Source organism: Acinetobacter sp. WU_MDCI_Abxd143, assembly GCF_025514195.1.
GTDB classification, from domain to species: Bacteria; Pseudomonadota; Gammaproteobacteria; order Pseudomonadales; family Moraxellaceae; genus Acinetobacter; species Acinetobacter pittii_H.
This window is the reverse complement of record NZ_JAHPTH010000013.1, coordinates 1-26463: the sequence shown is the minus strand read 5'-3', so window position 1 is coordinate 26463 and position 26463 is coordinate 1. Positions and strand designations below refer to the sequence as shown.

The window sequence follows — 26463 nt, the reverse complement described above, 5'->3', positions numbered from 1 at the left end:
ACATTTTTCATGATGGATAAACTTCATCAATTCGATGAAAAACTGTTAGAATGCAGTGTTTTATTATATTTTTTTAATTTGTTGCTTTGAGAGTTAATATGTCACTGGAAGCCCTGACCACAGAAGCGCTTGCTGCCATTGCAGCAGCTCAAGACCTTGTTGCACTTGATCAGGTGCGTGTGCAATTTACAGGGAAAAAAAGCCAGCTTGCAGAACAATCGAAAGCATTAGGGAAAATGGACCCTGAAGAACGCAAAGTACAAGGTGCTGCGATTCATGCTGTTCGAGAAACAATTAATACTGCTTTAACAGAACGTCAAGCGGCATTACAACAGGCAGCACTTGAGCAAAAACTAGCAAGTGAAACGATTGATATTACTTTGCCGGGCCGCGGTCAACGCGTTGGTACAGTCCATCCTGTTACTCAGGTACAAGAGCGAATTTGTCAGTTCTTCACTAAAGCTGGTTTTACAGTTGCAACCGGTCCAGAAGTTGAAGATGACTATCACAATTTCGAAGCATTAAATATTCCTGGTCACCATCCAGCACGTGCTATGCACGATACTTTCTACTTTGATGCCACTCACTTGCTACGTACGCATACCTCTGGGGTACAGATTCGTACAATGGAGACGAGTGAGCCGCCAATTCGTATCGTATGCCCTGGCCGTGTTTACCGTTGTGATTCGGATCAAACACATTCGCCAATGTTCCATCAGATCGAAGGCTTATACGTTGCTGAGAACACAAGCTTTGCTGAATTAAAAGGTTTATTGATTAACCTACTGAATGAATTTTTTGAGAAAGATTTAAAAGTACGTTTCCGCCCTTCATATTTCCCATTTACAGAGCCTAGTGCAGAAGTAGATATCATGGATGAGCGTGGACGTTGGTTAGAAGTATTAGGCTGTGGCATGGTGCATCCAAATGTATTGCGTGCTGCGGGTATTGATCCTGATAAATACAAAGGCTTTGCTTTTGGTTTAGGGGTAGAGCGTTTTGCAATGTTGCGTTATGGCATTAATGATTTGCGTATGTTCTATCAAAATGATGTGCGTTTCTTACGCCAATTTGCCTAACAATTTTTCAGGATTAAAAAAGGTTTATAAAGATGAAGATTAGCGAAAATTGGCTACGCACATGGGTTAACCCAGCAATTGATAGTGAGACATTGTCTGATCAGTTGACTATGCTTGGTCTTGAAGTTGATGAACTTGCACCTGTTGCAAAGCCATTTACTGGTGTCGTGGTTGGTGAAGTTTTAACAGTTGAGCAGCATCCAGATGCAGATCGTTTGCGTGTAACAACAGTTAATATTGGTTCAGGTGAGCCTTTACAAATTGTATGTGGTGCCCCAAATGTTCGTGCTGGCATGAAAGCTCCAGTTGCAACGATTGGTGCTGTATTACCTGGCGATTTTAAAATCAAAAAAGGTAAACTTCGTGGAGTTGAGTCACAAGGCATGCTTTGTGGTGCTTCTGAAATTGATCTTGAAGATAAAATCGATGGTTTGCTTGAGTTACCTGCCGATGCTCCAGTAGGGGTAAACATCCGTGAATATCTAAAACTTGATGATAACGTCATTGATATCAGTATTACACCAAACCGTGGTGACTGTTTCAGTATCCGTGGTATCGCTCGTGAGATTGCAGTAATTAATCAACTGCAAATGAATGAGCCTGAAATTAAATCGGTTGATGCGACAATCACTGATGAGAAAAAAGTAGTAATCAGCACTGAAGGTGCTCCACGCTACTTAGGACGTGTAGTTAAAAACGTTAATGTAAAAGCTGCTACTCCTGAGTGGATGGAACAGGCTTTAGCACGTTCAGGGATTCGTACTCATAGTATTTTGGTTGATGTAACGAATTACGTCCTTATGGAATTGGGTCAGCCAATGCATGCTTTCGATTTAGCTAAAATTGAAGGGACTGTACATGTGCGTCAAGCTCAGCCACAAGAAAAATTACAACTTTTAAATGATCAAGAAGTTGAATTGCAAGAAGATATTATGGTGATTGCTGATGACCAGAAAGCTTTGGCAATTGCCGGAATTATGGGTGGTCTAGCATCTAGTGTAACCGATGATACAACTGACATTTTCTTAGAAAGTGCATTCTTTGCTCCACTTGCGATTGCTGGACGTGCTCGCCGTTTTGGTTTACACACAGATTCTTCACAGCGTTATGAACGTGGTGTAGATTTTGAGTTGCCGTTAATTGCCATGAACCGTGCTTCGCAGCTTATTCAAGAGTTGGCAGGTGGTGAATTTGGTCCAATTACTGTGGCTGAAAAAACTGAAATTTTACCAAAGCGTGAAGCAATTGAACTAAAACAAGCTCAGGTAGACCAATTGTTGGGATATCAATTGACGGCTGATTTCATTGCAGATGCTTTAACTCGACTAGGGTGTGAAGTAACTGTTAAAGCTGAAGGTGAGTGGAGTGTAATCCCTCCATCACATCGCTATGATATGGCTATTTATCAAGACCTAATTGAAGAAGTAGCGCGTATTGATGGTTATGATAATATCCAAATTAGCTTACCAAGCATGGATGTTCAATTAGCTAAATATCAAGACCGATTTGAAATTGCAGAGTTACGCCAAACTATCGTGACTTTAGGTTATCAAGAAGCAATTAGTTTTAGCTTTGCTGATGCAAAACTTGAAAAGCAATTGAACCCGCAAGTAAACCCGTTAATGCTAGCAAATCCAATTTCAAGTGATTTGGCTGCGATGCGTAGTACTTTGCTTTCAAGTTTAATTCCTTGTGTACAATATAATCTTAACCGTCAGCAAAGCCGTGTTCGCTTCTTTGAATTAGGGCTACGTTTTGATTACCAAAATGCTAAAAGTATTGAAGATCTAAAACAGATTCCAACTTTAGCTTTGGTTGCAGTAGGTTCACAACAACCTGAATCTTGGCATGTTAAGCCTCAGCCAATGGATTTCTTCGACTTCAAAGGAGAGCTTGAAGAGATTTTAACTGCTGGACGTGTCAAAGTTGAATATGTACGTTCAGAGCGTGCATGGTTGCATCCAGGACAGTCTGCTGAAATTTTAGTTGATGGACAATCAATTGGTTACTTAGGCCGTCTGCATCCATCTTTAGAAAATGAGTTAGATTTAAGCACAACTTGGGTTGCTGAACTTGATCAAACTGCCGTTTTGCAATCTTATGTATCTAATTTTACAGAATTATCACGTTTTCCTTCGATCAGACGTGATATTGCGCTTTTAATCTCTGATAATATAAATGTTAGAGATATTCAGCAGTTAATCGAAAAAACTGGTGGAGAGCTTTTAGACTCTACATGGTTATTCGATGTGTATACGGGGCAGGGTGTCGAAGAAGGTAAACGCTCATTAGCGTTTGCGTTATTATGGCAACATCCTTCACGTACGCTTGAAGATGCTGAAATTAAATCTGGTATGGACAATATAATCCAAGTGTTGGAAAACACTTATCAAGCGACATTGAGGGCCTCATGACAGCATTAACTAAAGCAGACATGGCTGATCATTTAAGTGAGTTAACCAGCTTAAATCGCCGTGAAGCAAAACAAATGGTCGAGTTGTTCTTCGACGAAATTAGCCAAGCGCTTATTGCAGGAGAGCAAGTTAAGCTTTCTGGTTTTGGTAATTTCGAATTAAGAGATAAACGCGAACGTCCTGGACGTAATCCTAAAACAGGCGAGGAAATTCCAATTTCTGCGCGCCGTGTAGTTACCTTCAGAGCGGGTCAGAAGTTTAGACAACGCGTTGGAAATGAGCAGATCGATTGATCTGCTTTTTTTATATTTATATTTTAAGAAGCTTTATATAATTTTATTTGGCAGCAATATAGGCTAATTTAATATTAGAAAATCAAAATTTAGACATAAAAAAAGAGGACAAAATGTCCTCTTTTTTATCTAATCTAGAATATAGATTAGTGTGCAGCAGAAGCAGCAGGTGCAGAAGCGGCAGCAGCAGCAGCAGCTTCAGATGCAGCAGCATCAACAGCTTGAGAAGCAGCAGTAGCAGCTTCAGATGCAGCAACAGTAGCTTCAGAAGCAGCAGCAGTAGCTTCAGATGCAGCGTTAGCAGCAGGAGCTTCTTCTTTCTTAGAACAACCAACGAAAGCTAAAGTAGCAGCAACAGCAGCAGCAACAGCGAATTTTTTGAATAACATGGCATCACTCTCACAAAAAAGATTTGAGATTAAAAAAACCTAAGTTGGACTGTTTTGCTTTTATTATTCCTAAAACGTAGCTAGGTAACAACGCATGGAGCAGTCTAACTGGTCTGCCGCTATGCTATCACTGCAAATGTGGAAATACTACTGTCGCTTGTCAAAAAAACGTATGAAAAAGAGAAAAACAGACTGTTTTTTAACAGAAAAAAACAATTAACTGACTGGTATATATTGGAAAAGGTAGAGATAAGTTACTAAAAAGAATCAACTTTTTTATATAAAAATATTTATTATCAAAAACTTATAAATAATTTTACATAAAAATCGACGAAATGTATTTTTGTGTAAAGTTTGTCAACCAAATAAAAAACCACTCAAAAGAGTGGCTTTTTATTAAGATTTGATCAATTAAGTTGAAGCTTTACGTTTCATCTGATCAAAGAAATCATCATTTGTTTTGGTTTCTTTCATGCGGTCAAGTAAGAATTCCATTGCTGCCAATTCATCCATAGGGTGAAGTAGCTTACGAAGGATCCATACTTTACGTAATTTATCTTCATCCATTAAACGCTCTTCACGACGGGTACCAGATTTTTTGATATTCATGGCAGGGAAGACACGTTTTTCAGCAATACGGCGATCAAGCGTAATCTCTTGGTTACCTGTACCTTTGAATTCTTCATAAATTACGTCATCCATTTTACTACCTGTTTCAATCAAAGCAGTTGAGATGATCGTAAGTGAGCCTCCTTCTTCGATATTACGTGCAGCACCGAAGAAGCGCTTAGGACGTTCTAATGCATGAGCATCCACACCACCCGTTAACACTTTACCTGATGACGGGATAACAGTGTTGTAAGCACGTGCAAGACGGGTAATAGAGTCAAGAAGAATCACAACATCTTTTTTATGTTCAACAAGACGTTTAGCTTTTTCAATAACCATTTCTGCAACTTGTACATGGCGAGCTGGAGCTTCATCAAATGTTGAGGCAATAACTTCACCGCGAACAGTACGCTCCATTTCGGTTACTTCTTCTGGACGTTCGTCAATTAATAGAACGATCAAGAATACTTCTGGATTGTTTCTAACAATCGATTGAGCAATATTTTGAAGTAACATTGTTTTACCCGCTTTTGGCGGTGCAACAATAATCGAGCGTTGGCCTTTACCAATTGGCGCAACTAAATCAACGACACGAGCAGTTAAGTCTTCTGTCGTACCATTACCTAATTCCATAACCAATTGTTCGGTTGGGAAAAGAGGAGTTAAGTTTTCAAATAAAATTTTATTTCGAGAATTTTCTGGCGTGTCGTAGTTAATCTGGTTAACTTTGAGCAACGCAAAATAACGCTCACCTTCTTTTGGAGGGCGAATAGTACCTGTGATGGTATCACCTGTACGCAAGTTAAAGCGTCGGATTTGTGAAGGACTCACATAAATATCATCCGGACCTGCTAAATACGAACCTGCGGCAGAACGCAAAAAACCAAAACCATCAGAGAGAATTTCGAGAACGCCATCACCAAAAATTTCTTCGCCATTCATCGCATGGCGTTTCAAAATGGCAAAGATAATATCTTGCTTTCTGTTACGAGCCATACCTTCCAGGCCCATAAATTCAGCAATTTTAATTAGTTCGCCGATTGGTTTTTTCTTGAGTTCAGTTAAATTCATAAGGGTCAGAATTAGGAAAGAGTAGAGTGTGGTTTAAAAAGAAGAAAAATCGCTCGCATACAAAAAAGATTATCGCAATTGTATTTACACAATAACAATTCAGAAGTCTGATTAATTGTTTCGAAGAGAAATGTGAAAAAACAATTTCTGTTGCCGAGTGGCGATCTTTATGTTTGTGTCTTGTAAGAAGCCGGACGAAGATGATTCCCTTCAGTGCCTCTTGAGCATGCAATATAAGCCAGCCTAGCAAATTTGTCAATTTATAGGCGAAAAAAATACGCTATAAAAAGGTATAGCGTATTTTCTTTTTTAGCATTTTGACTTAAACATTTTCATCAATAAAGCTAACAAGTTTAGAGCGAGGTACAGCACCAATTTGTTGAGCTACAACTTCACCATTTTTGAAAAGTAGTAAAGCAGGAATGTTACGGATGTTGTATTTCACTGCTGTATCTTCGCAAGAAGTCACATCAACTTTAACAATTTTTACTTTACCAGCATATTCACTTGATAGGTCTTCAAGAACAGGCGCGATCGCTTTACAAGGTGCACACCATCCTGCCCAGAAGTCAACAAGTACAGGTGTTTCAGAATCTAAAACATCTGCTTGGAAGTTATCATCAGTTGTATTTACAATAGTCGCAGACATGGTACGGCTCCAATTTTTAGAAAAAAGTGCTATTACAGGAGAAAATTATCTCTATCAGTATTACATAGCTACTTAGTTCAATGTAAGGGTTTGATGCTATTATTCAAGGCTTATCTAAATTTGTCTAATGGATGCTCACGATATTCATCATCGACTTGTACAATCAACTTATAAATAGAGAAATTTAAATCACAGCTAATTGTTGATGAAAATGGCTTTTCAATTGCATTCTTGTGAATTACTCTAGGCGTGAATTGTTATGGGTTTAGTTCAATAATGTCTGACTTTCTGATTGATGAAGAATTACTTGCCGCCATAGATATGGGGTCGAACAGTTTTCACCTTGCAATTGCACGGGTAGATCATGGTGAAGTTAAAAAAGTTGCTTCGATGTCAGAAAAAGTACAGCTTGCAGCTGGTTTAGACGAGAATAAAAACTTAACAGAAGCCGCTCAGCAACGAGGCCTAGCGTGTTTGGCTCGTTTTGTTGGAAGATTAAGTTCTGTTCAACCAAATCGTTTAAGAATTGTGGCGACCAATGCCTTGCGTCAGGCAAAAAATGGTCATGAATTTATTCAAAAAGCGGCAGAAATTTTACCTAAACCTATCGAAATTATTGCTGGACGAGAAGAAGCACGCCTGATTTATCTTGGTGTATCACATACCATGGCAAATGGTGGTCGACGTTTAGTTGTAGATATTGGTGGTGGTTCTACCGAGTTCATTATTGGTGAAGAGTTTGAACCTATTTATACAGAGTCATTGCAAATGGGATGCGTGGCTTATACAAAAGCTTACTTTGCCGATGGCGAAATCACTCAAAAAGCCTTTGATAAAGCAGTAGTTGCTGCCCGTAAAGAACTTTCAGCTATTGCCACAACGTATAAAATGGAAGGTTGGGATACTGTCGTTGGTTCTAGTGGAACGATTAAAGCTTGCCGCCAAATTATGGTAAATATGGGCTTAAGTGATGAACAAGAAAACGTTACTCGAGAAGGCTTATATAAACTCAAAGATAAATTACTTAAGTTTAAAAATATTTCTGAAATTGATTTTGAAGGGTTAAGAGAAGACCGACGAGCAGTTTTGCCAGCCGGATTGGCAATTTTGTACGCAGTTTTTGAAGTTTTAGAAATTGATCGTTTGGCATATTCTGATGGTGCATTACGTGAAGGAGTCATGTATGACCTATTAGGTCGTTTTAAACATGAAGATATTCGTGATCGTAGTGTACAGGCCTTAATGGGGCGTTATAACGCTGATCCAAAACAAGCAGAAAGAGTTGTAAATACAGCACAACAATTATTTGATGGTGTTGCAGAACCTCTCAATTTAACGAGTGAAGACAGTGACTTACTGCGTCGAGCTGCCTATTTGCATGAAATTGGTTTAGCGATTAGTCATGGTGGGTATCACCGTCATGGTGCTTATTTATTGCAGCATTCTGATATTCCGGGCTTCTCACAAATTGATCAAAATCACCTTTCACATTTGGTCGCTCACCACCGTCGTAAATTGCGAAATGATGTAAAAAATGAAATTTTGAAGGCTGGTGGTCATAAATTACTTTATTTATGTTTATTACTTCGCCTAGCAGTTTTACTCAACCATAGTCGAAGTGATCAGATGCTTCCTGCCATTGAACTGACCATCATAAATGATCAACAATGGCAACTTAGTGTTTCTGGTGATGCCAAACAATGGCCATTGTTAGTTGCCGACTTGCATGATGAGCAAGAGCAGTTTAAGCATTGGGACATTGAATTGAATATTCAGTCGGAAAAATTTATCGATTAAAGGGATAATATTCGACCTATGAAAAAAGCTACTCAGTCCAAAGCGTGGACAACGGTTCAAATTGCACGTCATCCTGATCGTCCGCAGTTTCTAGATTATGTCGGTGAAATCTTTACAGAGTTTGATGCCTTGCATGGTGATCGTTTGTTTGGTGACGATGGTGCGATGGTAGGTGGTCTTGCTCGTTTTGATGGTCAGCCTGTGATGGTTATTGGCCAACACCGTGGTCGTAGTACCCGTGAAAAATTAAAGCACAACTTCGGTATGGCTAACCCAGAGGGTTACCGTAAATCTCAACGCCTATTAGATATGGCAGAGCGCTTTAACCTTCCAGTCTTCACATTTATTGATACTATGGGTGCTTACCCGGGTGTTGGTGCTGAAGAGCGTGGACAGGCAGAAGCAATTGCAACTAGCCTTGCTCAACTTTCAAGTTTGAAAGTTCCTGTTGTTGCAACAGTACTCGGTGAAGGCGGTTCTGGTGGTGCTCTAGGTATTGGTGTTGCTGACCGAGTAATTATGTTGTCACATAGTATTTATTCTGTGATTTCGCCAGAAGGCTGTGCATCTATTTTGTGGAAAACTGCTGAAAAAGCGGCTCAAGCAAGTGAAGCTTTAGGTTTGACTGCAGATAAATTACAATCTCTAGGTATTGTTGAATATGTAGTAGATGAAGGCGAGGGGGCTCATTTAGACCCTGAGCAAGTCATGCAAAACCTAAAAGTAGTTTTGAAGCAAGCTTTGGATGAGTTGCTACCAATGGATGCAAATGAACGATGCGAAGCACGTTATCAACGTTTAATGAAGTTTGGCAGCGAAAATTTAGGCATCGCGTCTTAAAACAGGCTCAAGAGTTTTCAGAAAATAGTACTTTTCTTATTGGATGTAGTGGTGGCATGGATTCAATGCTGCTACTACATTTGATGTCTCAAATTTTCCCTCAAAAGATCCGAGTAATTTACATAGATCATCAACTGCAATCAAAAAGTGCAGAGTGGGGCGAACTCGTCGCTACACAAGCGACTCATTTAAATATTCCTTATGCCATTCAAAAAGTTCAAGTTACTGACGGTAATTTGGAAGCTCAAGCACGTCAGGCACGTTATCACGCTTATCTACAACATTTGCAAGCCAATGAAATTTTAGTGCTCGCTCATCATCAGCAAGATCAGGCTGAAACGGTAATATTGCGTTTATTGTCGGGTGCAGGTGTTGATGGGCTTGCTGCTATGCAGTCTATTGATCATCGTATTGATATGACAATTTGGCGTCCTTTTTTGGATTTAACCCGTGAGCAGATTGCCGAGTGGACTACTCAACTTGAAATTGAGTATGTAGATGATCCTACAAATTACGATATCCATTATGATCGAGCATGGTCGCGTGAAGAACTTTGGCCCTTCTTACAAAAACGATTTCCAAAAATGCAGCAAGCACTTAGTCGTACCAGCTATTTGATGCAAGATGCTTCTGAAATTCTAGAAGAAGTTTTAAAAGTTGATTTGCAAAATTGTGGTACAGATGAATATTTGGATTTAACTCAGCTATTAAAACTATCTTCTGCCCGTCAGCGTCAATTGCTTTCGGTTTGGATGAAAGGAGATGAGCAATATCGACCTGCATTTGAAATGGTTGAACGTTTAAAAAATGAAGTAATTGATTCAAAGTCTGATGCACAAGCGGCATTACACTGGAACCAGTTTTATTATGTTCGTTATCAACATCATCTTTATAGGTTGAGTAAGCAAGTTTTTCTTGCTGAAAAATTAAATCCAGTTGAAACCGAGACAGAGCATTATTTCCAAATGGGGGAAATAGTGCAATGTGCTTCAGGATATTTTCAAATTACACAAAAAAATATCGGTTTATCTTCATCTTTATTAAAGAAAAAATTAAAAATTATTCGACGCCAAGGTGGTGAAAAGGTCCATTTATATGGTCGTGTTGGGCAATGGCCATTAAAAAAAGCAATTCAAGAAGCACATATTTTGCCTTGGCTTCGTCATACAATTCAAATATTAGTCATAGATAATGTTATGCTTGGGGTTTTTACACCGAAAGGATTTTGGTTGGCTCAGTCTCCGTATTGTGAGCAAGGAGGATGGCAACCAGATTTAATTTCTTATTCTTGTAATCTGGTAAATGGCGAAGATGGTTATGACAAGTGCAGTAAATAGTAATATCTGTTTTATTGGTGGTGGTAATATGGCCCAAGCTTTGATTGGTGGGCTCATTTCAAGAGGTTTACCGCCAACACGTATTACCGTTTCAGATCCTGTTGAGCAAATCCGCCAACTATTGCAAGAAAAAGAAGTCCATGTGACACAAGATAATGTGGCGGCAATTCAAAATGCTGATGTTGTTGTACTGGCAGTAAAACCACAAGTTTTGGCGACAGTTTTACGTCCTTTAAAAGGTCTGTTATCAGATAAATTGGTTATTTCAATTATTGCTGGTGCTGAAATCCAAACGATATCAAACTTAATTGATAGCAATCGAATTGTTCGGGTTATGCCAAATACGCCAGCTCTAGTTCAAACTGGTGCGCATGGTATCTATGCAAATGATGTAGTTGGTACTTCGGATCGTGAATTAACAAGTCAGATTTTAGCAGCCACAGGTTTAACAATTTGGGTAAACTCCGAAGCTCAAATTGATGCAGTAACAGCGGTTTCTGGCTCAGGTCCGGCATATTTCTTTTATCTCATGGAGAGTATGATCCGTGCAGGTAAAAACTTAGGACTTGATGAAAAAGTTGCAACTGCGTTGACTCTACAAACGGCATTAGGTGCAGCTCAAATGGCAATTACCAGTTCAAATACTCCTTCTGAACTACGTAAGAACGTGACGTCACCAAATGGTACAACTCAAGCTGCACTTGAAGTTTTTGACCGTGCACAAATCTCCCAAAATATTCAATCTGCATTGGCTGCTGCACAGAAGCGTAGTCAAGAATTGGCTCAAGAATTGAGTGACAGTGCGAAATAGCTTAAATAGGATAAGACAACTATGGGTGCAAATTCTGCGCTAATTTTTGGAATTTTAATTAATGTCGCGATTTTATTGGTCTTTTTCCGTTTTTTAATGCAATTGGCGGCAGTAAGTCCTTATAATCCTGTGGTTTTATCGACCGTAAAGGCGACTAAAATTGTTGATATTTTTGGCCGAATTTTTCCGACGGTCGCAAAAGGCCGATTTAATTTGGCTGCGTTGGTTCTTTTAATTATTTTATATTTACTGAAAATTTTCGGTGTGATGTATCTTTCTGGTTCTATGCCCAATAGTCCGGTTCATTTAGTGATTCTGACTTTTGTGACGATGATTCAGGACTTAATTCGTTTCTGCCGTTATTTAATTTTTGCAACAATCATTTTGAGTTGGGTGGTTATGTTCACTCAATCGCGTTCACCTTATATTGAAGTGATTCAAGATTTGGCTGAACCATTACTTGCTCCATTCCGCCGTATATTACCTAATATGGGAATGATTGACTTATCTCCAATTTTAGCGTTTTTGGCGCTTTATATTGCCGAGATCCTAATGAATGAAGTGGCTAAAGTTCTTTTAACAGGACTTTAAGTTTACGCCATAAAAAAGGGCTGTATTTCACAGCCCTTTTTTATTTTTGCTAATTAGTGAGCATCATCCCAATTTAGCCCTTGTCCAACTTCAACAAGTAAAGGCACAGAAATTTCTACAACAGATTCCATGACACTTGCGATTTGCTTGGAGAGTTCTTCGGCAATATTTTGATCTGCTTCAAATACTAATTCATCGTGTACTTGAAGAAGTAACTTCGCCTGATCTTTTGGCAATATTTTATCAACTTCAATCATTGCAAGTTTAATAATATCAGCTGCACTACCTTGTAAAGGGGCGTTGATCGCAGCACGTTCAGCAGCCTTACGTACCATTACATTTCGCGCATCAATATCAGGCGTATAAAGACGACGACCTAAAATGGTTTCAACAAAACCTTGCTCTGATGCAACTTGACGTGTGCGTTGCATATATTCATAGATGCCAGGATAGCGTTGGAAATATTGCTTAATATAGTTTTGCGATTCTTGACGTGTAAAGCCTAATTGACGAATCAAACCAAACTCAGACATACCATAAAGTAGGCCAAAGTTAACGGCTTTCGCTTGACGGCGTTGGTCATTGGTCACATCTTCGATATCAATACCCAATACTTCGGCAGCAGTACGGCGGTGAACGTCTTGTCCATGCTGGAATGCATGCACTAATGCCTCATCTTGAGAAAAATGAGCCATTAAACGTAATTCAATTTGCGAGTAATCGGCAGCCAATAGTACTCGGCCTTCTGGTGCAATAAAGGCTTTACGAATTTGACGGCCAATTTGTCTACGAATCGGAATATTTTGTAAGTTAGGATCAGACGAGGAGAGACGGCCTGTCGCTGTCAGTGCTTGGTGATAGCTCGTATGTACGCGATGCGTGTCGTTATGAGATTGCTCAACTAAACGATCTGTATAGGTACTTTTTAGCTTTGCTAAACCACGATGCTCTAGAATAATTTCCGCTAAAGGATGTTCAATTTTTTCTAAAACACTTTCACTGGTGCTGTATTGTCCAGTTGCAGTTTTTTTACCGCCTTTGATTCCTAATTTATCAAATAGTATTTCGCCTACTTGTTTAGGAGATGCAATATTAAAAGTTTCATCTGCAATTTCCATTGCTTGATTTTCAAGCCCTTCCATTGTTTTTGCAAATTCAACGCTTAATTTATCTAAGAAGGCATGATCTAGACGAATACCATCTTCTTCCATACCCGATAAAATACGGGCAACTGGCATTTCGATGTTATATAAAATGTTTTCTAGCTCAGGAAATGGCTTAAGTTTGTTTGAAAGCACTTCATACAAACGATAAGTCACATGCGCATCTTCTGCTGCATAGTGAGCAGCAACTTCAATCTCAATTTGATTGAAAGTCTTTTGTTTGGCGCCCTTACCAGCAATTTGTTCAAAGGTAGTGGTTAAGTGACTCAAGTAGACACGCGCTACATCATCCATGCCGTGACGAGTCGCTGCTGCATTTAAAACATAAGATGCCAGCATGCTATCGAAATACCAGCCTTTAAGTTCTATGCCATGATTGGCAAAGATATGAGCATCATATTTAAGATGATGTCCGATTTTTTTAATTGCTTCATTTTCTAGCACAGGCTTAATTTGAGCCAGAATTTGATCACGATCCAGTTGTTGTGGCGCATTTTCATAATTATGCGCTAATGGAACATAGTAAGCATCTTTCGCATCAAAGGCGATTGAAAAACCGACCATCTCGGCAATACGGTAGTCCAGACTAGTGGTTTCTGTATCAATAGCAAAATGATCGGCATTTTGCATGCGTTGCCAGAGTTGATCCCATGCTTCTTGGGTTAAAACAGTGTGATAATTTGCTGTTCCAAGCTGGTCATCTTGACTAGTTAAGCTTGCTTGATCTTCAGTTTCTATAGATTCAGCAGGTTTAACTTCATTTTGAACAATAGCCTGCGAAGCTTGTTGTTTATAAGTAGAACTGTTTGGATTGTTTGGATGATCAAGTGACTGTAACTGATTTCTAAATTCAAGCTCAGTATACAAATTACGTAGAGCTTCTACGTTTGGATCAGTAAGCTTCAACTCATGCCAGTCGAGTTCTAAAGGAAGATCACAAACAATGCTAGCTAACTGGTGATCAAGCTTAATATTGTCTAAATTATCTTTAATATTTTGGCTAATCTTGCCTTTAAGTTGGTCCGCATTGGCAATGATATTGTCTAAAGTGCCATATTCAGTCAGTAACTTCGCTGCTGTTTTTGCACCTACGCCAGGCACACCCATGATACCGTCAGATGCATCGCCCATAAGAGTTAAGTAATCGATAATTTGATTTGGCCAAACCCCAAATTTTTCAAATACACCGTCAGTGTCGAGTACACGATCTTTAAAGCTGTCTTCGAGTTTTACATGATCATTGACGAGCTGAGCCATGTCTTTATCTCCAGTTGAGATAAGTACATGATGGCCTTCGAGTACGGCACGTTTAGCGAGTGTACCGATAATGTCATCTGCCTCTGCACCCGGAAGACTATATAAAGGAATCCCCTGAGCTTTAATCAATGCATGCAAATATGGAATCTGTTGAGATAACTCTTCCGGCATGGTTGGGCGATCACCTTTATAAATAGGTGACAGCTTGTGGCGGAAAGTTGGCTCAGGCGTATCAAAAATGACGGCCATATGTGTTGGCTGCATACGGCGCATTAATTTTTGAATGGCAGAAATTGCCCCACGTATTGCATTGGTATGTAACCCTGTAGAGGTCGTCAATGGTGGTAATGCATGATATGCACGAAATAAAAAATAGGACCCATCAACCAAGACAAATGGTGGCATTGAACAATTCCTTAATTTGAATTACGGGTATTTTACGTGAAAACGGCTATGAATGCAGGTTTATGATTTTTGCAGTATTTTGTATGTATAAATATACGCTTGTATTGGCTTGAAGTAAGATGACCTGTAATGAAGGTGTCATATTGCTAAGCCCATGTATAAAAAAGACAAACAGGGAATGATCATTGTTTTGATCGCTTTGACTTTGTTTTTAGCCATTTCAATTGGTTTTAAATTTCAGAGTGCGGTTGTTGCTTTATCTATTGCACTTATTGTTATTCTGGTTCAATTGCTGTCAAATCTGCATGAGCGCTTAACTCATTTAGAACAGCAGTTTTCTCAGCAGAAAACCCCACTTTATTCTATTCATATGCAAAGAACAGTGATTTATGCAGCCGCCTTGGTTGCATTAGTTGCTTATATCAATCATTGGATGTGGATTGCTGGTGGGGCTTTACTGGTTTTATTATTATGTTTAATTCAAACCATTAGTGCTTTTCATACTCGACTGTTGTACCTCGAGTCTGCAAAACAAACTATTCATGCAAATGAGACAATACAAACAGAAGTTATAAATCCTGTAATAGACCAAGTTAGTTCCAACAATACCGATACGTTAGTCCCAGCGGGAACGGCAACTTTCAATCAAACAGAACAACCAGCTCATGTACAAACCGCATGGTGGCAACCAGCCGTGGATTGGATGATTCATGGCAATCCAATTTTAAGAGTTGCTGTTGCTGTGCTTATGGTTGGGGTAGTGTTGCTATTACGTTTTGCAAGCGAGCATTGGCAACTTAGTTTAGGTGTGAAACTTGGATTCATTGCGATTGCTGGAGGTGTGTTAACGGCATTTGGGTATACATTGCAAAAGAAAAATCAGCTTTTTGCTGTGGCATTGCAAGGTGTCGGGCTGGCTGTTGTATTTCTAACGCTTGTGTTCTCACATCATTTTGGTGTAATTGCCAACCTAACTACAGCGAGTATTTTATTTGCTATTTTATTAGCTATTACGGTATTCCTGAGTTTAAAACAACAAGCTATTTATTTGGCAATATTAGCACTTGGGATGGCTTACGCAGCCCCTTTAGTTATTCCACAATATCGCCCTGATGTAACTTTCCTATTTAGTTACTATCTTGTTATTAACTTAGCAGTTGCTGCAGTTAATTTTATTCAGCCTTGGAAAATCTTAAATCAGATTGCTTTCTTTGCCACAATGTTTATTGGCGGGAGTGCGATAGGTTTGTATGCTGAACCTGCAAAATTTGACACATTGGACTGGATTTTATGGCTCCATATTGCACTGTTTATCTGGCTCAGTGTTCGTTATAGCCAAAATATATCTCGGGTTTCAGCACATGAAAAACAAGAAGGCATTCGTTTACCTCCGCTGTTAGATGTTGGTCTTATTTTTAGTGTGCCTGTACTGGGCTTTACGCTACATGCTTACTTAGTACATGAGTCTACACAAGCATTGACGATTGGGGCTGCTGTTTTGGCTGGTACATATGCGCTATTAACTTTTTGGATTAAAAAAACTCATCCTCAGCTTTCAGTTCTTGCCAAAAGCTTTTTCATCCTCGCCGTTGCATTTTTTGCCTTAATCTTTCCACTCGCGAAAGGGGCACATTGGACTGCGATTGGTTGGGTAGCTCAAGGTACAGCTTTAATTGTGTGGGGAGTAACTGAGCGCTACCGTTTAAGCCGATATATTGGTGTAGTTTTAGTTTTACTCAGCTCTATTGCGCTGTTTTATCAGGTTTGGGCCAATGAAGAGTTCCCAACGCTAAGCACTAGTATTTATGCAATTGCTCAATTTATTTCTGCCTTTTATTTATTGCAATACAACAGTAAAGAGCAACGCTATTTTAGTGCCAGCATGATTAGTGGCATTTTCTTGTGTTTAGGGATGTATGCGGGTGCTGTAGCTGGCGTAGAAATAATAGCATGGCATCATCATGCTTTGAGTCCATATTTGATGTTCGCCGTAGTTCTAATAGCAATATTTAGCGCAATCGTTCACTATAAACTTCGTGTGCAATGGCAAAGTTTACAGTTAATTTTAATTAGCCTGTTACTGTTGTTAGTTTTGGGTGAAGCCTTTACCAGTCAAGTATTCATCATCTTTAAATGGCCGAGTATATTACAGCAGGGTGCTTTTCTAGTCGCTACCATTATTCTAAGTGCTTTATTTATTATGGCTCAACCGCAGTCAGATGATTCTGGGTACTTAAATGTCTGGGCTGGTTTAAGTTGGTTAGCATTAGCCGTGACTGGTCTGGCGATCTTTCCACAAATGCCAATTGTTGCTTTGGCTTTTGTACCTGTGGTTTATTCGCTTTGGGCGTATAAAACTCATAAAACCGCATTATTACATCAAATTCCGGTGTGGTGCCTAAGCTTGGTCTGGTTGCTTGTAGTAAGTGTTGATATGCATTCTGCCCAGTATCTTTATTTTATTCCTTTATTTAACTTAAATGACCTTCTTTCAATTGTGGTATTTGCAGGTCTACTTTTTATTATTTATCAACATGCTTTTGATCAAGATAAATCACTGGAGTGGACTTTTAAAATTACAACAATTTTAGCTGGGTTATTGGTATTCAGTAGTGTGGTGGTCAGAGGTTTGCACCATTACTGGGCAACGCCACTCTGGAGTGCTGCAATTTGGACAAATGGCGTAGTGCAGTTAAGTTTGACATTGCTCTGGGTAATCTTGGCATTCATTTTAACTACCTTCTCAAGTCGCAAAATGATTCGTCAATTGTGGTTTGTCGGCGCTGCACTTTTAGGAATAATCGTATTAAAGTTGATTTTGCTTGATTTATCGCAAAGTGCGACATTAACTCGGGTGATTTCATTTATTGGAGCAGGTGGGGTAATGTTGATTATTGCTTATCTTGCGCCATTACCACCGTCTTCTATACAAAGAAAACAAGAGCCTAAGCTTTAGGCTCTTGTTTTAACTCTTTTTGATTACTGTATTGATCGATATCATCTTCAGCGAAAACAGTAGATGGTCGGTCAATTAGTCCCATTTTAGGAACAGGAATTTCAATCTGGTTATCTAAAAATCCATTTCGAATTCGTTCTTGCATTTCATCCCGAACTTTTAAAGAGTTTTCTTGTCTACACCACATTGCAAATAAAAGTTCAATCGATGATTCCCTGAATGCGGTAACCGTAACTGCAGGTTTTGGGTCATCCAACACAAGCGGATAATGGGCTGCCACATCAAGCAGAACCTCGCGGACTTTAATAATATCTTCGTGAAAATTAATCGCGAGTGTAATGGGAATGCGCCGTATTGGGTATTTAGATAAGTTATGTACGGGTGCACGAATAAGTTGTTCATTTGGCAAACGAATATAGACATTGTCGAGTGTAAGTAACTTTACAGAAAGCAAATCAATTGAGATGACTTCACCTTCAATTGTATTGCCACGGATGAGGGTGATCTGAATGGTATCACCGACTTCAAATGAACCTTCGCCAATCAAGAATAAACCACTAATTAAGTTACTGGCAGAGGTTTGCGATGCGAAACCGAGTGCTACGGTTAGAATCCCTGCTGCACCGAGGAATACACTAAGTTTGAACCCAGCTTCTTTTAAACTCGTCATAATGAAGAGTAAGAAAATGAAATAGAAAATACCACGGCGCCATACAAGGCGTTGGTGAGCATTGAAACGTGAGCCAATAGTTCTAATAAACGTATTCGAAATAATACGAGCAAGAACGAAGCCAATGAAACACAGTACAACAGCGACTAAAATTTCACTAATACGTTCGGTATTGATATTGGTAAATATACTTTTGAGGCTATCAGCGATATCTTTTGGAATATTTGAATCAGCCATATAAACCTCTTAAAAGAATGAATCAAACATATTAAATAATGCTCCACCAGGTGAACGTGGTGGGTGAACATAGGTTACTTCACCAGCAAGAGGTGGCGTACGATTTTCAATACGAATGCGTGCGGGGCGGTCAGAGCCTTCATAGTAAACTTTGATTTGAGAAGTCCATAAACGACCTGTACTTTCACTATAAAAAAGAGGAAGGGCGGTAACTGGCACATTCATACGATCAAAGCGTAATTGATGATTACTTGTGTTGTGAAAGTCGATTGGAGTAACAGCACGGAAAGCGCGTGGTGTTAATAGATTCAAATCAGTACGGCCATCCACGGAAGTGGCATAACAGATTTCACCTTGCTGTGCATTAGGACCAAACCACGTATCTTTAGGCTGAATCACGGGAATCTCAAACAAAGGTTCATGCTGACTTTCAACTAAGCCTGCAATCCATAATGGTGTGCTTATATATAGAGTCCCACGTTGACCTGCTGGAATGTAAATAGGATCAACAGGTTTAATGACCACAGAACGATCTGCCAGACGTGGCATCAGTAAAAATTCTGGATTGGTCTTTCGAAACATGTAACGTTCTACTTGAACCGTATGCGGAAAGGCAAAATGTGGATCGGCAATTGGGTGCCAATCTTGTTCATTATCATCTTGGAGAGATGGACGATAATATTCGATGCGCCATTCTTTTATGCCACGTGTTAAACGAAAGAGCATTGAACCGAATTGCCATGCTTTGGACTGGTTAATTTCAAAGTGCTGTTCACCCCACCATTTTAAAGAATTCTGGGGGTGAGGCTGATATTCATTATTTTCAAACAAGACGCAAAATTCCTCTACCGAGTTGTTAAACAGACTTCACGCTGTAATCTGCTTAGAGTACACTCAAAATCATCTTACTCATCATTATAAATTGTGATGCAAATATTGAAACAAATACAAGTTCCATATAGTTTTGCCAAGCGTCATGGTGTTTTATTTCGTTATGACGGTGATCAGGTATTTATTATTAGACGCCAAAACACTGAAAAAATTGCATTACAGGAAGCAAGACGCATCTTGGGTAAGCCAGCTCATTATCAATTATGTACTGAACAAGAATTTAATACGCTCTTAAGTACGAGTTATGCAGGTGATACAGGGGAGTCACAACAAGTTGCAGCTGGTTTAGAAGATCATCCGGACTTATTGAGTTTGGCCGACCAGGTTCCCGAAACAGAAGATTTGATGGACCAAGAAGATGACGCACCTATTGTTCGTCTGATTAATGCACTTCTCTCTGAAGCAATTCGAGTAGGGGCTTCTGATATTCATATTGAAGCTTTTGAAAAGAAACTATCTGTACGATTACGTGTAGATGGACAATTACGTGAGATTGTACAACCACGCCGTGAGTTGGCGCCTTTACTTGTTTCGCGTATTAAAGTTATGGCGAAGCTTGATATTGCTGAAAAACGTGTACCACAAGATGGACGTATTTCTTTACGTCTTGCTGGCCGTGAAGTGGATGTGCGTGTTTCAACTTTGCCATCGTCACATGGGGAAAGGGTCGTTATGCGTTTGCTTGATAAACAAGCAGGCCGACTCAACATGACTCACTTGGGTTTAATGGCTAATGACTATGAGCGTTTAACTCAGTTAGTGCATCGTCCCCATGGTATTATTTTGGTCACAGGGCCTACCGGTTCGGGGAAAACGACCACCCTATATGCAGCCTTGTCTGATTTAAATGACAATACTCGTAATATCTTAACTGCTGAAGATCCAATCGAATATCAACTCGAAGGCATTGGTCAAACTCAAGTAAATACCAAAGTGGATATGACATTTGCTCGTGCTTTAAAAGCAATGTTACGTCAAGATCCTGATGTTGTAATGGTGGGGGAGATCCGTGATCTGGAAACTGCTGAAATTGCGGTTCAAGCATCTTTAACAGGCCATTTGGTTTTATCAACACTACATACCAATACAGCTATTGGTGCAGTTACTCGTCTTAAAGATATGGGGATTGAACCCTTCTTGTTATCAAGCTCTTTAATTGGGGTGATTGCTCAACGTTTGGTTCGTACTTTATGTCCACATTGTATGACATGGCGTGAAGCCGATACTTTTGAGAAACAGGTTTTTCAGCATATTCATAATGAACCGTTGTTGCAGTTACCTGAAGCCAAAGGGTGCGATCATTGCTCACATTTAGGTTTTAATGGACGTACAGCGATTTATGAAATCGTACCAGTTGATGAACCCATGCGCCGTCTGATTCATGGTAATGCAGCTGAATATGAATTAGAAAATCATGCTCGTGAGTATTCAGGATCTATTCGTGATGATGGTTTGTGCAAAGTACTTGCAGGTAAAACTACACTCGAAGAAGTGCTTCGTGTAACCAATGAGGCAAGTGAAGCATAGTATTTAAGTTGTAAAAAATGCCCGATTTGATTCGGGCATTTTTAAATATCAAAACTTATTCAGTCACAATATTAAACGTCACATCAATATTGTTGCGAGTCGCATTTGAATATGGGCAAACAATATGGGCTGCTGCAACTAACTTTTCAGCTTCTTCACGGTCCATGCCGACTAAATAAACATTTAAAGTCACTTCAATACTAAAACCTGTAGGAATTGGACCAATACCTACTTCACCCTCTACATAAGCGTCTTTACTAATATTAAATTTATCGCGGTTTGCAACAAATTTTAAAGCACCTAAAAAGCATGCTGAATAACCAGCTGCAAATAATTGCTCTGGATTTGTTACAGCACCACCAGCGCCACCCATTTCTTTAGGTACGCCAAGTTGTACATCTAATACACCGTCTGATGAAGTCGCACGGCCATCACGACCACCAGTTGCTTTAGCTTTTGCACGATAAACAACTTTTTCTAATGACATCGTTTTTATTCCTAAAATAAATTGAATAAAAATATATCGTACACGACTTAATTATTTTAACAAGTCAATTTTGTAAAAAAATTGGTGATTATTTAGCTATATTTGTACGGAGTTTAGTAAGTTGATCTTTGAGGCCCAATAGCGTTGTCATATCACATGAACTTGCTTCTAGTACACCTGCCGGGATATCCATTGCTTGATCTTTTAATTTTTTTCCTTCATCACTCAGCGTAATAATCACTTGTCTCTCGTCTTGAGTTGAACGGGTACGATGAAGTAAATGTTGGGCTTCTAACTTTTTCAAGATAGGGGTGAGGGTAGATGATTCTAAAAAAAGTTTTGCTCCAATTTCTGAAACAGTGACTTCATCTTGCTCCCACAACACTAACATCACTAAATATTGAGGATAGGTAATACCCAAAGGTGCTAGAAGTTTTCTATAGAGCTGATTAAGCGCTAAATTTGTTGAATAAATGAGGAAACATAATTGATTCTCAAGCTTTAAATTTTGGCAGTCTTGGTCCATATATTCCTCAAAGAAGATGATAATACTTTTGTAGTATATCGCTTTCTATTCAGTTTCTTAAATGTTCATCAGAATAGTTTATGAATAAAACAAATGAGCGCACATAAAAAATGGAATAATTAGATCAATTATTCCATAAGATAAAAATATTTTAGATCATTGTATTTACCACAAATCTGCAATCTTTTTCATTAATCGAGCACGATATTTAGCGGTAGGATTATTTGCATTACGTTGTTGCTCTTGTTCATAAAAGTCTTGCCATGCAGTAATCATTTCAAGAGTGGTTCCTTGTTTTTTAATCACAGACACATCTGCAGGCTGAATATTTTCTAAACGTTGTCTTGCACCTTCTGCACCTGTACCCCAGCCAATTATTCTTTGGCCGAATGCAGGTAAAGGAATATTTTTAGGTGTTGCTGGAAGAATATCTGAACTGAGTTGTGCAGTGGGTGAAACGAAATGGTTCGTTGTCCCAAACTCTGCATAACAATGAATATTTGCCCCCAAGCAAAAAAAGCTAAATAAGTATTTCCACATGAATAATTAAACTTTTAATAGTGAATCAATTTACGGTGTGTCATTAGAGGCATTGAAGAGCGGACGAGTTCTTGTGCTGTTAAATCAAAGGGTACAGTGATTAAACCATTCCCTTCATATCCAACCATACTTAAAATTTGGCCACGACTATCTGTTGCCCCAGAGTGTCCCCAAGTTTGTCGTTTTTCACCATGCCAGCCCTGTTGTGCTGCGCCTAAAACATAACATTGGCTATCCATTGCCCGAGCCTGTAGCAAAAGCTGCCAGTGCATTTGTCCAGTTGTATAGGTAAACGCAGCAGGAGCAGTAAGAATATGAGCGCCTTGTTGTCTCAGGGTGAGAGCAAGCTCTGGAAAACGTAAGTCATAACATACCATTAAGCCGATATTGCCAAAAGGAGTAGATGTGACTACTACGTCTGTCCCAGGTTCAAAGAAACGAGACTCCTGATAACCACCGACAGCATCACCCACTTGTACATCAAATAAATGGATCTTGTCATAACGTGCTTCTGTACGCTCTGGGCTAATACAAAGACTAACCGTTCGGACTCGACCATCTTGAATGGTGGATCCATCTGGACGAAAAGGGCATGGTAAAGTACCGGCTATAATCCAGATTTGATATTGATGTGCTAGTTTCTCAAGCCTTTGCTGAATAGACTCAAACTGCTCAGCTGTTTCACGCTGTTTCCCAGCAGCAAAACATACAAAGTTTTCAGGGAAAACAATTAAGCTGGCATTTTGCGCCTTACTTTGTTGAATCAAAGACACAATGACTTGAAAATTATTTTCAATATCATCTTGAGAGTTCATTTGAGCAACAGAAACAAGGGTCATATTCTAGTCCGGCTTAATAGAGGAAATCAGGCATTTTGCTTGTCAGATACCTGTTCAAGCGTATCTTGTTCTTTCTGTAACTGCTTCACAAGTGGTTCAAACATGTTCTGATTGTTTGCATTGAGTTTCATCAATGTCTTATGTGCATCCAGAACCGTTCTTAGCATTGCATTATGAGTGATCTGTTCATCAGTTAACGTTAATGTGCAAACGTTAGGATCGCCACAATAATTCAAAATGACAAAAACTTGCCCTAGCCCCATACTGTTGGCTAAGGTTGTGATATCTGGATTGGTAGATAGCATCACAGCTTGAATATGATGAGTTTGTTTAAGCTTTAAACCTAGCTTAGCCAGGATGCCTAATACTGTACTATCAATAAATATTGTTTGGGTTAAATCAACGATTGCACCAACAACATTCTCTTGCTGTTCAATTCTGTTTAAAAGTTTGTCTAGACTTATACAAGAATGGGCTCGCACTTCACCAATAAGTTTGAAAATATGCGTTCCATTTAAACTTGCATATTCAACATGACCTGTTGACATATAAATGCCATTTTCAGAGAAGGATAGAAAAATTATCACATAGTGCCATCTCAGACTCAAGAGTCCTTAAGTCGTATATTATGTAATTAATTGATTCGTAAATTAATTCATTCGACAAAGACTAAAGATGGCAATGTCATCAGCTACATGATCGGGTGCTTGAAATGATTGATTTTGCAAATGATGAACCAATTGTTGGAACTGATCATTTAAACCACCGTCAAAAGGTTCAAGCGCTCCATCCGAGCAAACAATGAAGCGGGATTGGTGATTTAATGTACAAACGTGCTCTTCAACTTCAAGTTCATCAGTCAAGCCTAATGGGAAGCTACTTGTTGTTAGAATTTTTGGAGCTTGATTCGGTTCAAAAATGATAGGAGGAGGGTAGTGACCTGCACTTGACCAGCGAAGCGTATGTGTTTCTAGATTTAAAATACCGACCACAATCGTAATGTGCTTTTCAATATTCTCTTGAACCAACATGCCATTTAATTTTTTTATTAATTGTCTTGGGGTTTTAGAACGGCCATGGAAAGCTGCCATCCATGATGTTAATAAACTACTAGTTACACCATGTCCTGAAACATCAGCAAGATAAAATAAAACTTCCTTATCATTTAATTTCCAGTAGTCATACCAATCACCGGAGAGATAAGCTGAGGGTTGGAAGAAAGTTTCGACTTGGTAATTTAATAAATCAATTGGATTAGGCAGTAATCGTTTTTGCAGTTCAGCAGCCGAAGGTAAGTCACGACTATCTTGGTTACGCTTATATTGAGCATCAATTCTTGATAGGGCTTTATTTAAATCGTTAGGTAACTGATTCCACACCCAGCCTGCAAGAGCACCTGCTTCCCATGCTTGAGCTAAAGCGCTCCCTTCATGTTCAAAAGCAATGACAATCGTTGGTAAATTCCATTTATAAGTCAGAAAATCTTGTACATCTGCTATTGCAATGATGGTTGGATCATATAAATCTAAATCATCTATGTTAATGACTTGTAAGCCTGGCAGTTTATCCAAAGCTTGCTCTAAATAAGGGATAGAGCGTGTCGGTTTAATAAAATACATAGAAGAGATGGTAGTCCTTTTATATGATCACTTTATTCATCATAGAGTATGTATGATCAAAATCAAGGTATTGCCGAACTCTTAATCCAAGCAATACCTTGATTTCATCTTTTAAGGGTTTTGATTCTCATCTGGTGTATCTTCTGAATCATCGTCAATGAAAGATACATCAGCTGAGTCGCCTTTCTTCTCTGCAATTTGGAATGCTTTACGTTGGAGATATAAATCTCGAATCATGGCATATTGATCGCCCTGTAAGGTTTGATCTAAATCTAGATATTGGGCACGCGTATCAACGGCTTGTAACATATTGCTCGACCAATAAAGGCCATCTTGATCTTCCATAATATATTTCTGTGGACGAGCTTGAGCATCTACTGCTAAGCCGAAACCATCACGTAAGGTACTTGGACCGAAAAAAGGCAACATAAGAAATGGGCCAGAAGGAACGCCATAGTAACCGAGGGTTACTCCAAAATTCTCTTCTTCAGTTGGTAAACCTAAACGGCTGGCAGGGTCAGCTAAACCAAGAGTCGTTAAAGTGTTAATTGTAAATCTTCCTAAAGTTTTTGCTGCACGACCAGGACGGCCTTGAATAAGCTGGTTGACTGCATTCCAAGGTTCTCCAAGATTTTTACGGAATTGGCGATAAGAACCACGAACATCTTCTGGAGTTTTTTCTCTATATTGAACAGCAACTGGACGTAAAAAATTTCGATCCAACATATCGTTAAATGAATAAATTGGACGATTTAGTGATTGTAAGGGATCTTTTACAGGATCTGGTTGTGCTGCATTCGCATTAATTTTTAAATCTTTAACTTTAATATTTTTTAAATCTTTAATAATTTGTGAGCGCGGATGAGCAGGTGCTGTTTCTTCTAGTGAGTTAGCATCAGAAGATTCACTTATAGTATTTTCTTGAGCATATATAGAGGTACACACACCTACAGATAATACGCTGAGTAAAATTAAATTAGAATAATTCATATAATTCCTTAACCGCCAGCCAGGCTAATACTTAAATGTGCAGTTGGGTGGAGATATGCTTTAATACAAAACTGATAACCTATTATCAATGTAAAATTGATCAAATAATATAGATAAAATGCTAAAAAGCTTAAAAAGTAGACAAGTGATAATATTAAATTAAAAAAGGGGTTGCAAAGGGAATGTAATGGTCTATAATGCACATCCATCGGCGGTGATGCAGATAGAAACTTGTTGAAAAACAGTTACTTGTGATTAAGTTGGTTGCTTTAGGTGATAAATTTGATGGTAAGTTGGTTTTGAGAATAAGTTTTAAAAATATCGAAATTACCTGTTGACTTTTAAGAGATTAAGAGTAATATAGCCGACCTAGCTTGCTGGTGACGAACCAGGAAGAAGATCATTAAGAGAATTGAAGAACAACTTGTGTGGATTTTTACTGATTGATTAATCGAAATAATTTTCATTGATTGATT

24 protein-coding genes are annotated in these 26463 nt (G+C 38.9%); 11 read left to right on the top strand and 13 right to left on the bottom strand.

What is annotated here, in order from left to right:
* Positions 1-98 precede the first annotated feature (98 nt).
* From pheS to KTI79_RS16720, 3 genes are read left to right on the top strand one after another with little or no spacing between them, the layout of a single operon-like run.
* On the top strand, positions 99-1079 hold the full coding sequence (gene pheS / locus KTI79_RS16730) for a phenylalanine--tRNA ligase subunit alpha (protein ID WP_003655056.1): 981 nt from the start codon (positions 99-101) through the stop codon (positions 1077-1079).
* A 32-nt stretch (positions 1080-1111) separates the two neighbouring features.
* The gene (pheT, locus tag KTI79_RS16725) at positions 1112-3493 is read left to right on the top strand and encodes a phenylalanine--tRNA ligase subunit beta (protein WP_032056078.1); all 2382 of its coding nucleotides are present in this window, start codon (positions 1112-1114) and stop codon (positions 3491-3493) included.
* A complete protein-coding gene (locus tag KTI79_RS16720; RefSeq protein ID WP_000126166.1) occupies positions 3490-3786 on the top strand; it encodes an integration host factor subunit alpha in 297 nt (98 codons plus the stop codon). The genes pheT and KTI79_RS16720 overlap by 4 nt, the downstream gene beginning before the upstream one ends.
* A 146-nt stretch (positions 3787-3932) precedes the next feature.
* Here the strand turns inward: KTI79_RS16720 and KTI79_RS16715 are convergent, their stop codons facing one another.
* Positions 3933-4175, bottom strand: coding sequence for a hypothetical protein (locus tag KTI79_RS16715; protein WP_032056079.1), 243 nt, complete (start codon positions 4173-4175; stop codon positions 3933-3935).
* Between the two features lie 94 nt (positions 4176-4269).
* Between KTI79_RS16715 and KTI79_RS16710 the strand changes: the two genes are divergently transcribed.
* Positions 4270-4395, top strand: coding sequence for a hypothetical protein (locus tag KTI79_RS16710; RefSeq protein ID WP_079284414.1), 126 nt, complete (start codon positions 4270-4272; stop codon positions 4393-4395).
* A gap of 191 nt (positions 4396-4586) precedes the next feature.
* On the opposite strand, the gene rho is transcribed toward KTI79_RS16710, so the two are convergent.
* Both rho and trxA read right to left on the bottom strand, forming a co-directional pair.
* The gene (rho, locus tag KTI79_RS16705) at positions 4587-5855 is read right to left on the bottom strand and encodes a transcription termination factor Rho (protein ID WP_002117304.1); all 1269 of its coding nucleotides are present in this window, start codon (positions 5853-5855) and stop codon (positions 4587-4589) included.
* 322 nt (positions 5856-6177) lie between these two features.
* Positions 6178-6504, bottom strand: coding sequence for a thioredoxin (trxA, locus tag KTI79_RS16700; protein WP_016142169.1), 327 nt, complete (start codon positions 6502-6504; stop codon positions 6178-6180).
* A gap of 276 nt (positions 6505-6780) precedes the next feature.
* Between trxA and ppx the strand changes: the two genes are divergently transcribed.
* Genes ppx through KTI79_RS16675 form a run of 5 tightly spaced genes read left to right on the top strand, consistent with a single transcriptional unit; the run spans position 6781 to position 11880 of the window.
* Positions 6781-8301 (top strand): exopolyphosphatase, encoded by a 1521-nt coding sequence (gene ppx, locus KTI79_RS16695; protein WP_002117171.1) that lies wholly within the window; start codon positions 6781-6783, stop codon positions 8299-8301.
* Positions 8302-8319: 18 nt separating this feature from the next.
* Positions 8320-9141: an acetyl-CoA carboxylase carboxyltransferase subunit alpha gene (locus KTI79_RS16690; RefSeq protein ID WP_005066304.1), complete on the top strand. Its 822-nt coding sequence runs from the start codon at positions 8320-8322 to the stop codon at positions 9139-9141.
* On the top strand, positions 9078-10478 hold the full coding sequence (gene tilS, locus KTI79_RS16685) for a tRNA lysidine(34) synthetase TilS (protein ID WP_079284415.1): 1401 nt from the start codon (positions 9078-9080) through the stop codon (positions 10476-10478). Before KTI79_RS16690 ends, tilS begins: the two co-directional genes overlap by 64 nt.
* The gene (gene proC, locus KTI79_RS16680; protein WP_079284416.1) at positions 10453-11289 is read left to right on the top strand and encodes a pyrroline-5-carboxylate reductase; all 837 of its coding nucleotides are present in this window, start codon (positions 10453-10455) and stop codon (positions 11287-11289) included. The genes tilS and proC overlap by 26 nt, the downstream gene beginning before the upstream one ends.
* 21 nt (positions 11290-11310) lie before the next feature.
* On the top strand, positions 11311-11880 hold the full coding sequence (locus tag KTI79_RS16675) for a YggT family protein (RefSeq protein ID WP_016142164.1): 570 nt from the start codon (positions 11311-11313) through the stop codon (positions 11878-11880).
* 53 nt (positions 11881-11933) lie between these two features.
* Here KTI79_RS16675 and polA read toward each other — a convergent pair whose 3' ends face one another.
* A complete protein-coding gene (gene polA, locus KTI79_RS16670) occupies positions 11934-14705 on the bottom strand; it encodes a DNA polymerase I (protein WP_032056082.1) in 2772 nt (923 codons plus the stop codon).
* A gap of 154 nt (positions 14706-14859) precedes the next feature.
* Here polA and KTI79_RS16665 point away from each other — a divergent pair, with 154 nt between their 5' ends.
* Complete coding sequence (locus tag KTI79_RS16665) at positions 14860-17661, top strand: DUF2339 domain-containing protein (protein ID WP_032056083.1); 2802 nt, start codon at positions 14860-14862, stop codon at positions 17659-17661.
* Here KTI79_RS16665 and KTI79_RS16660 read toward each other — a convergent pair.
* Entirely contained in the window at positions 17651-18568 is a 918-nt protein-coding gene (locus KTI79_RS16660) for a mechanosensitive ion channel family protein (RefSeq protein WP_032056084.1), read from the bottom strand. The genes KTI79_RS16665 and KTI79_RS16660 overlap by 11 nt on opposite strands.
* 9 nt (positions 18569-18577) lie before the next feature.
* Entirely contained in the window at positions 18578-19399 is an 822-nt protein-coding gene (locus KTI79_RS16655) for a hypothetical protein (RefSeq protein WP_005804297.1), read from the bottom strand.
* Between the two features lie 96 nt (positions 19400-19495).
* Between KTI79_RS16655 and gspE the strand changes: the two genes are divergently transcribed.
* Positions 19496-20986, top strand: a complete 1491-nt coding sequence (gene gspE / locus KTI79_RS16650) for a type II secretion system ATPase GspE (RefSeq protein WP_032056085.1) — start codon at positions 19496-19498, stop codon at positions 20984-20986.
* A gap of 55 nt (positions 20987-21041) precedes the next feature.
* Here the strand turns inward: gspE and KTI79_RS16645 are convergent, their stop codons facing one another.
* The 7 genes from KTI79_RS16645 to KTI79_RS16615 all read right to left on the bottom strand — a co-directional run bounded on the left by KTI79_RS16645 (position 21042) and on the right by KTI79_RS16615 (position 25987).
* The gene (locus KTI79_RS16645) at positions 21042-21473 is read right to left on the bottom strand and encodes an organic hydroperoxide resistance protein (RefSeq protein ID WP_002117290.1); all 432 of its coding nucleotides are present in this window, start codon (positions 21471-21473) and stop codon (positions 21042-21044) included.
* Between the two features lie 88 nt (positions 21474-21561).
* Positions 21562-21999 carry a MarR family winged helix-turn-helix transcriptional regulator gene (locus KTI79_RS16640; protein ID WP_032056086.1) on the bottom strand — a complete coding sequence of 146 codons (438 nt, stop codon included), beginning with the start codon at positions 21997-21999 and terminating at the stop codon, positions 21562-21564.
* A gap of 165 nt (positions 22000-22164) precedes the next feature.
* Positions 22165-22539, bottom strand: a complete 375-nt coding sequence (locus KTI79_RS16635) for a DUF4951 domain-containing protein (protein WP_032056087.1) — start codon at positions 22537-22539, stop codon at positions 22165-22167.
* A 14-nt stretch (positions 22540-22553) separates the two neighbouring features.
* Positions 22554-23378: a carbon-nitrogen hydrolase family protein gene (locus KTI79_RS16630; RefSeq protein WP_032056088.1), complete on the bottom strand. Its 825-nt coding sequence runs from the start codon at positions 23376-23378 to the stop codon at positions 22554-22556.
* A 26-nt stretch (positions 23379-23404) separates the two neighbouring features.
* A complete protein-coding gene (gene gigB, locus KTI79_RS16625) occupies positions 23405-23926 on the bottom strand; it encodes an anti-anti-sigma factor GigB (protein ID WP_032056089.1) in 522 nt (173 codons plus the stop codon).
* A 102-nt stretch (positions 23927-24028) separates the two neighbouring features.
* Positions 24029-24997 carry an RsbU family protein phosphatase GigA gene (gene gigA, locus KTI79_RS16620; protein ID WP_005066321.1) on the bottom strand — a complete coding sequence of 323 codons (969 nt, stop codon included), beginning with the start codon at positions 24995-24997 and terminating at the stop codon, positions 24029-24031.
* A gap of 111 nt (positions 24998-25108) precedes the next feature.
* Positions 25109-25987 carry a VacJ family lipoprotein gene (locus KTI79_RS16615; protein WP_032056090.1) on the bottom strand — a complete coding sequence of 293 codons (879 nt, stop codon included), beginning with the start codon at positions 25985-25987 and terminating at the stop codon, positions 25109-25111.
* Between the last annotated feature and the right edge of the window lie 476 nt (positions 25988-26463).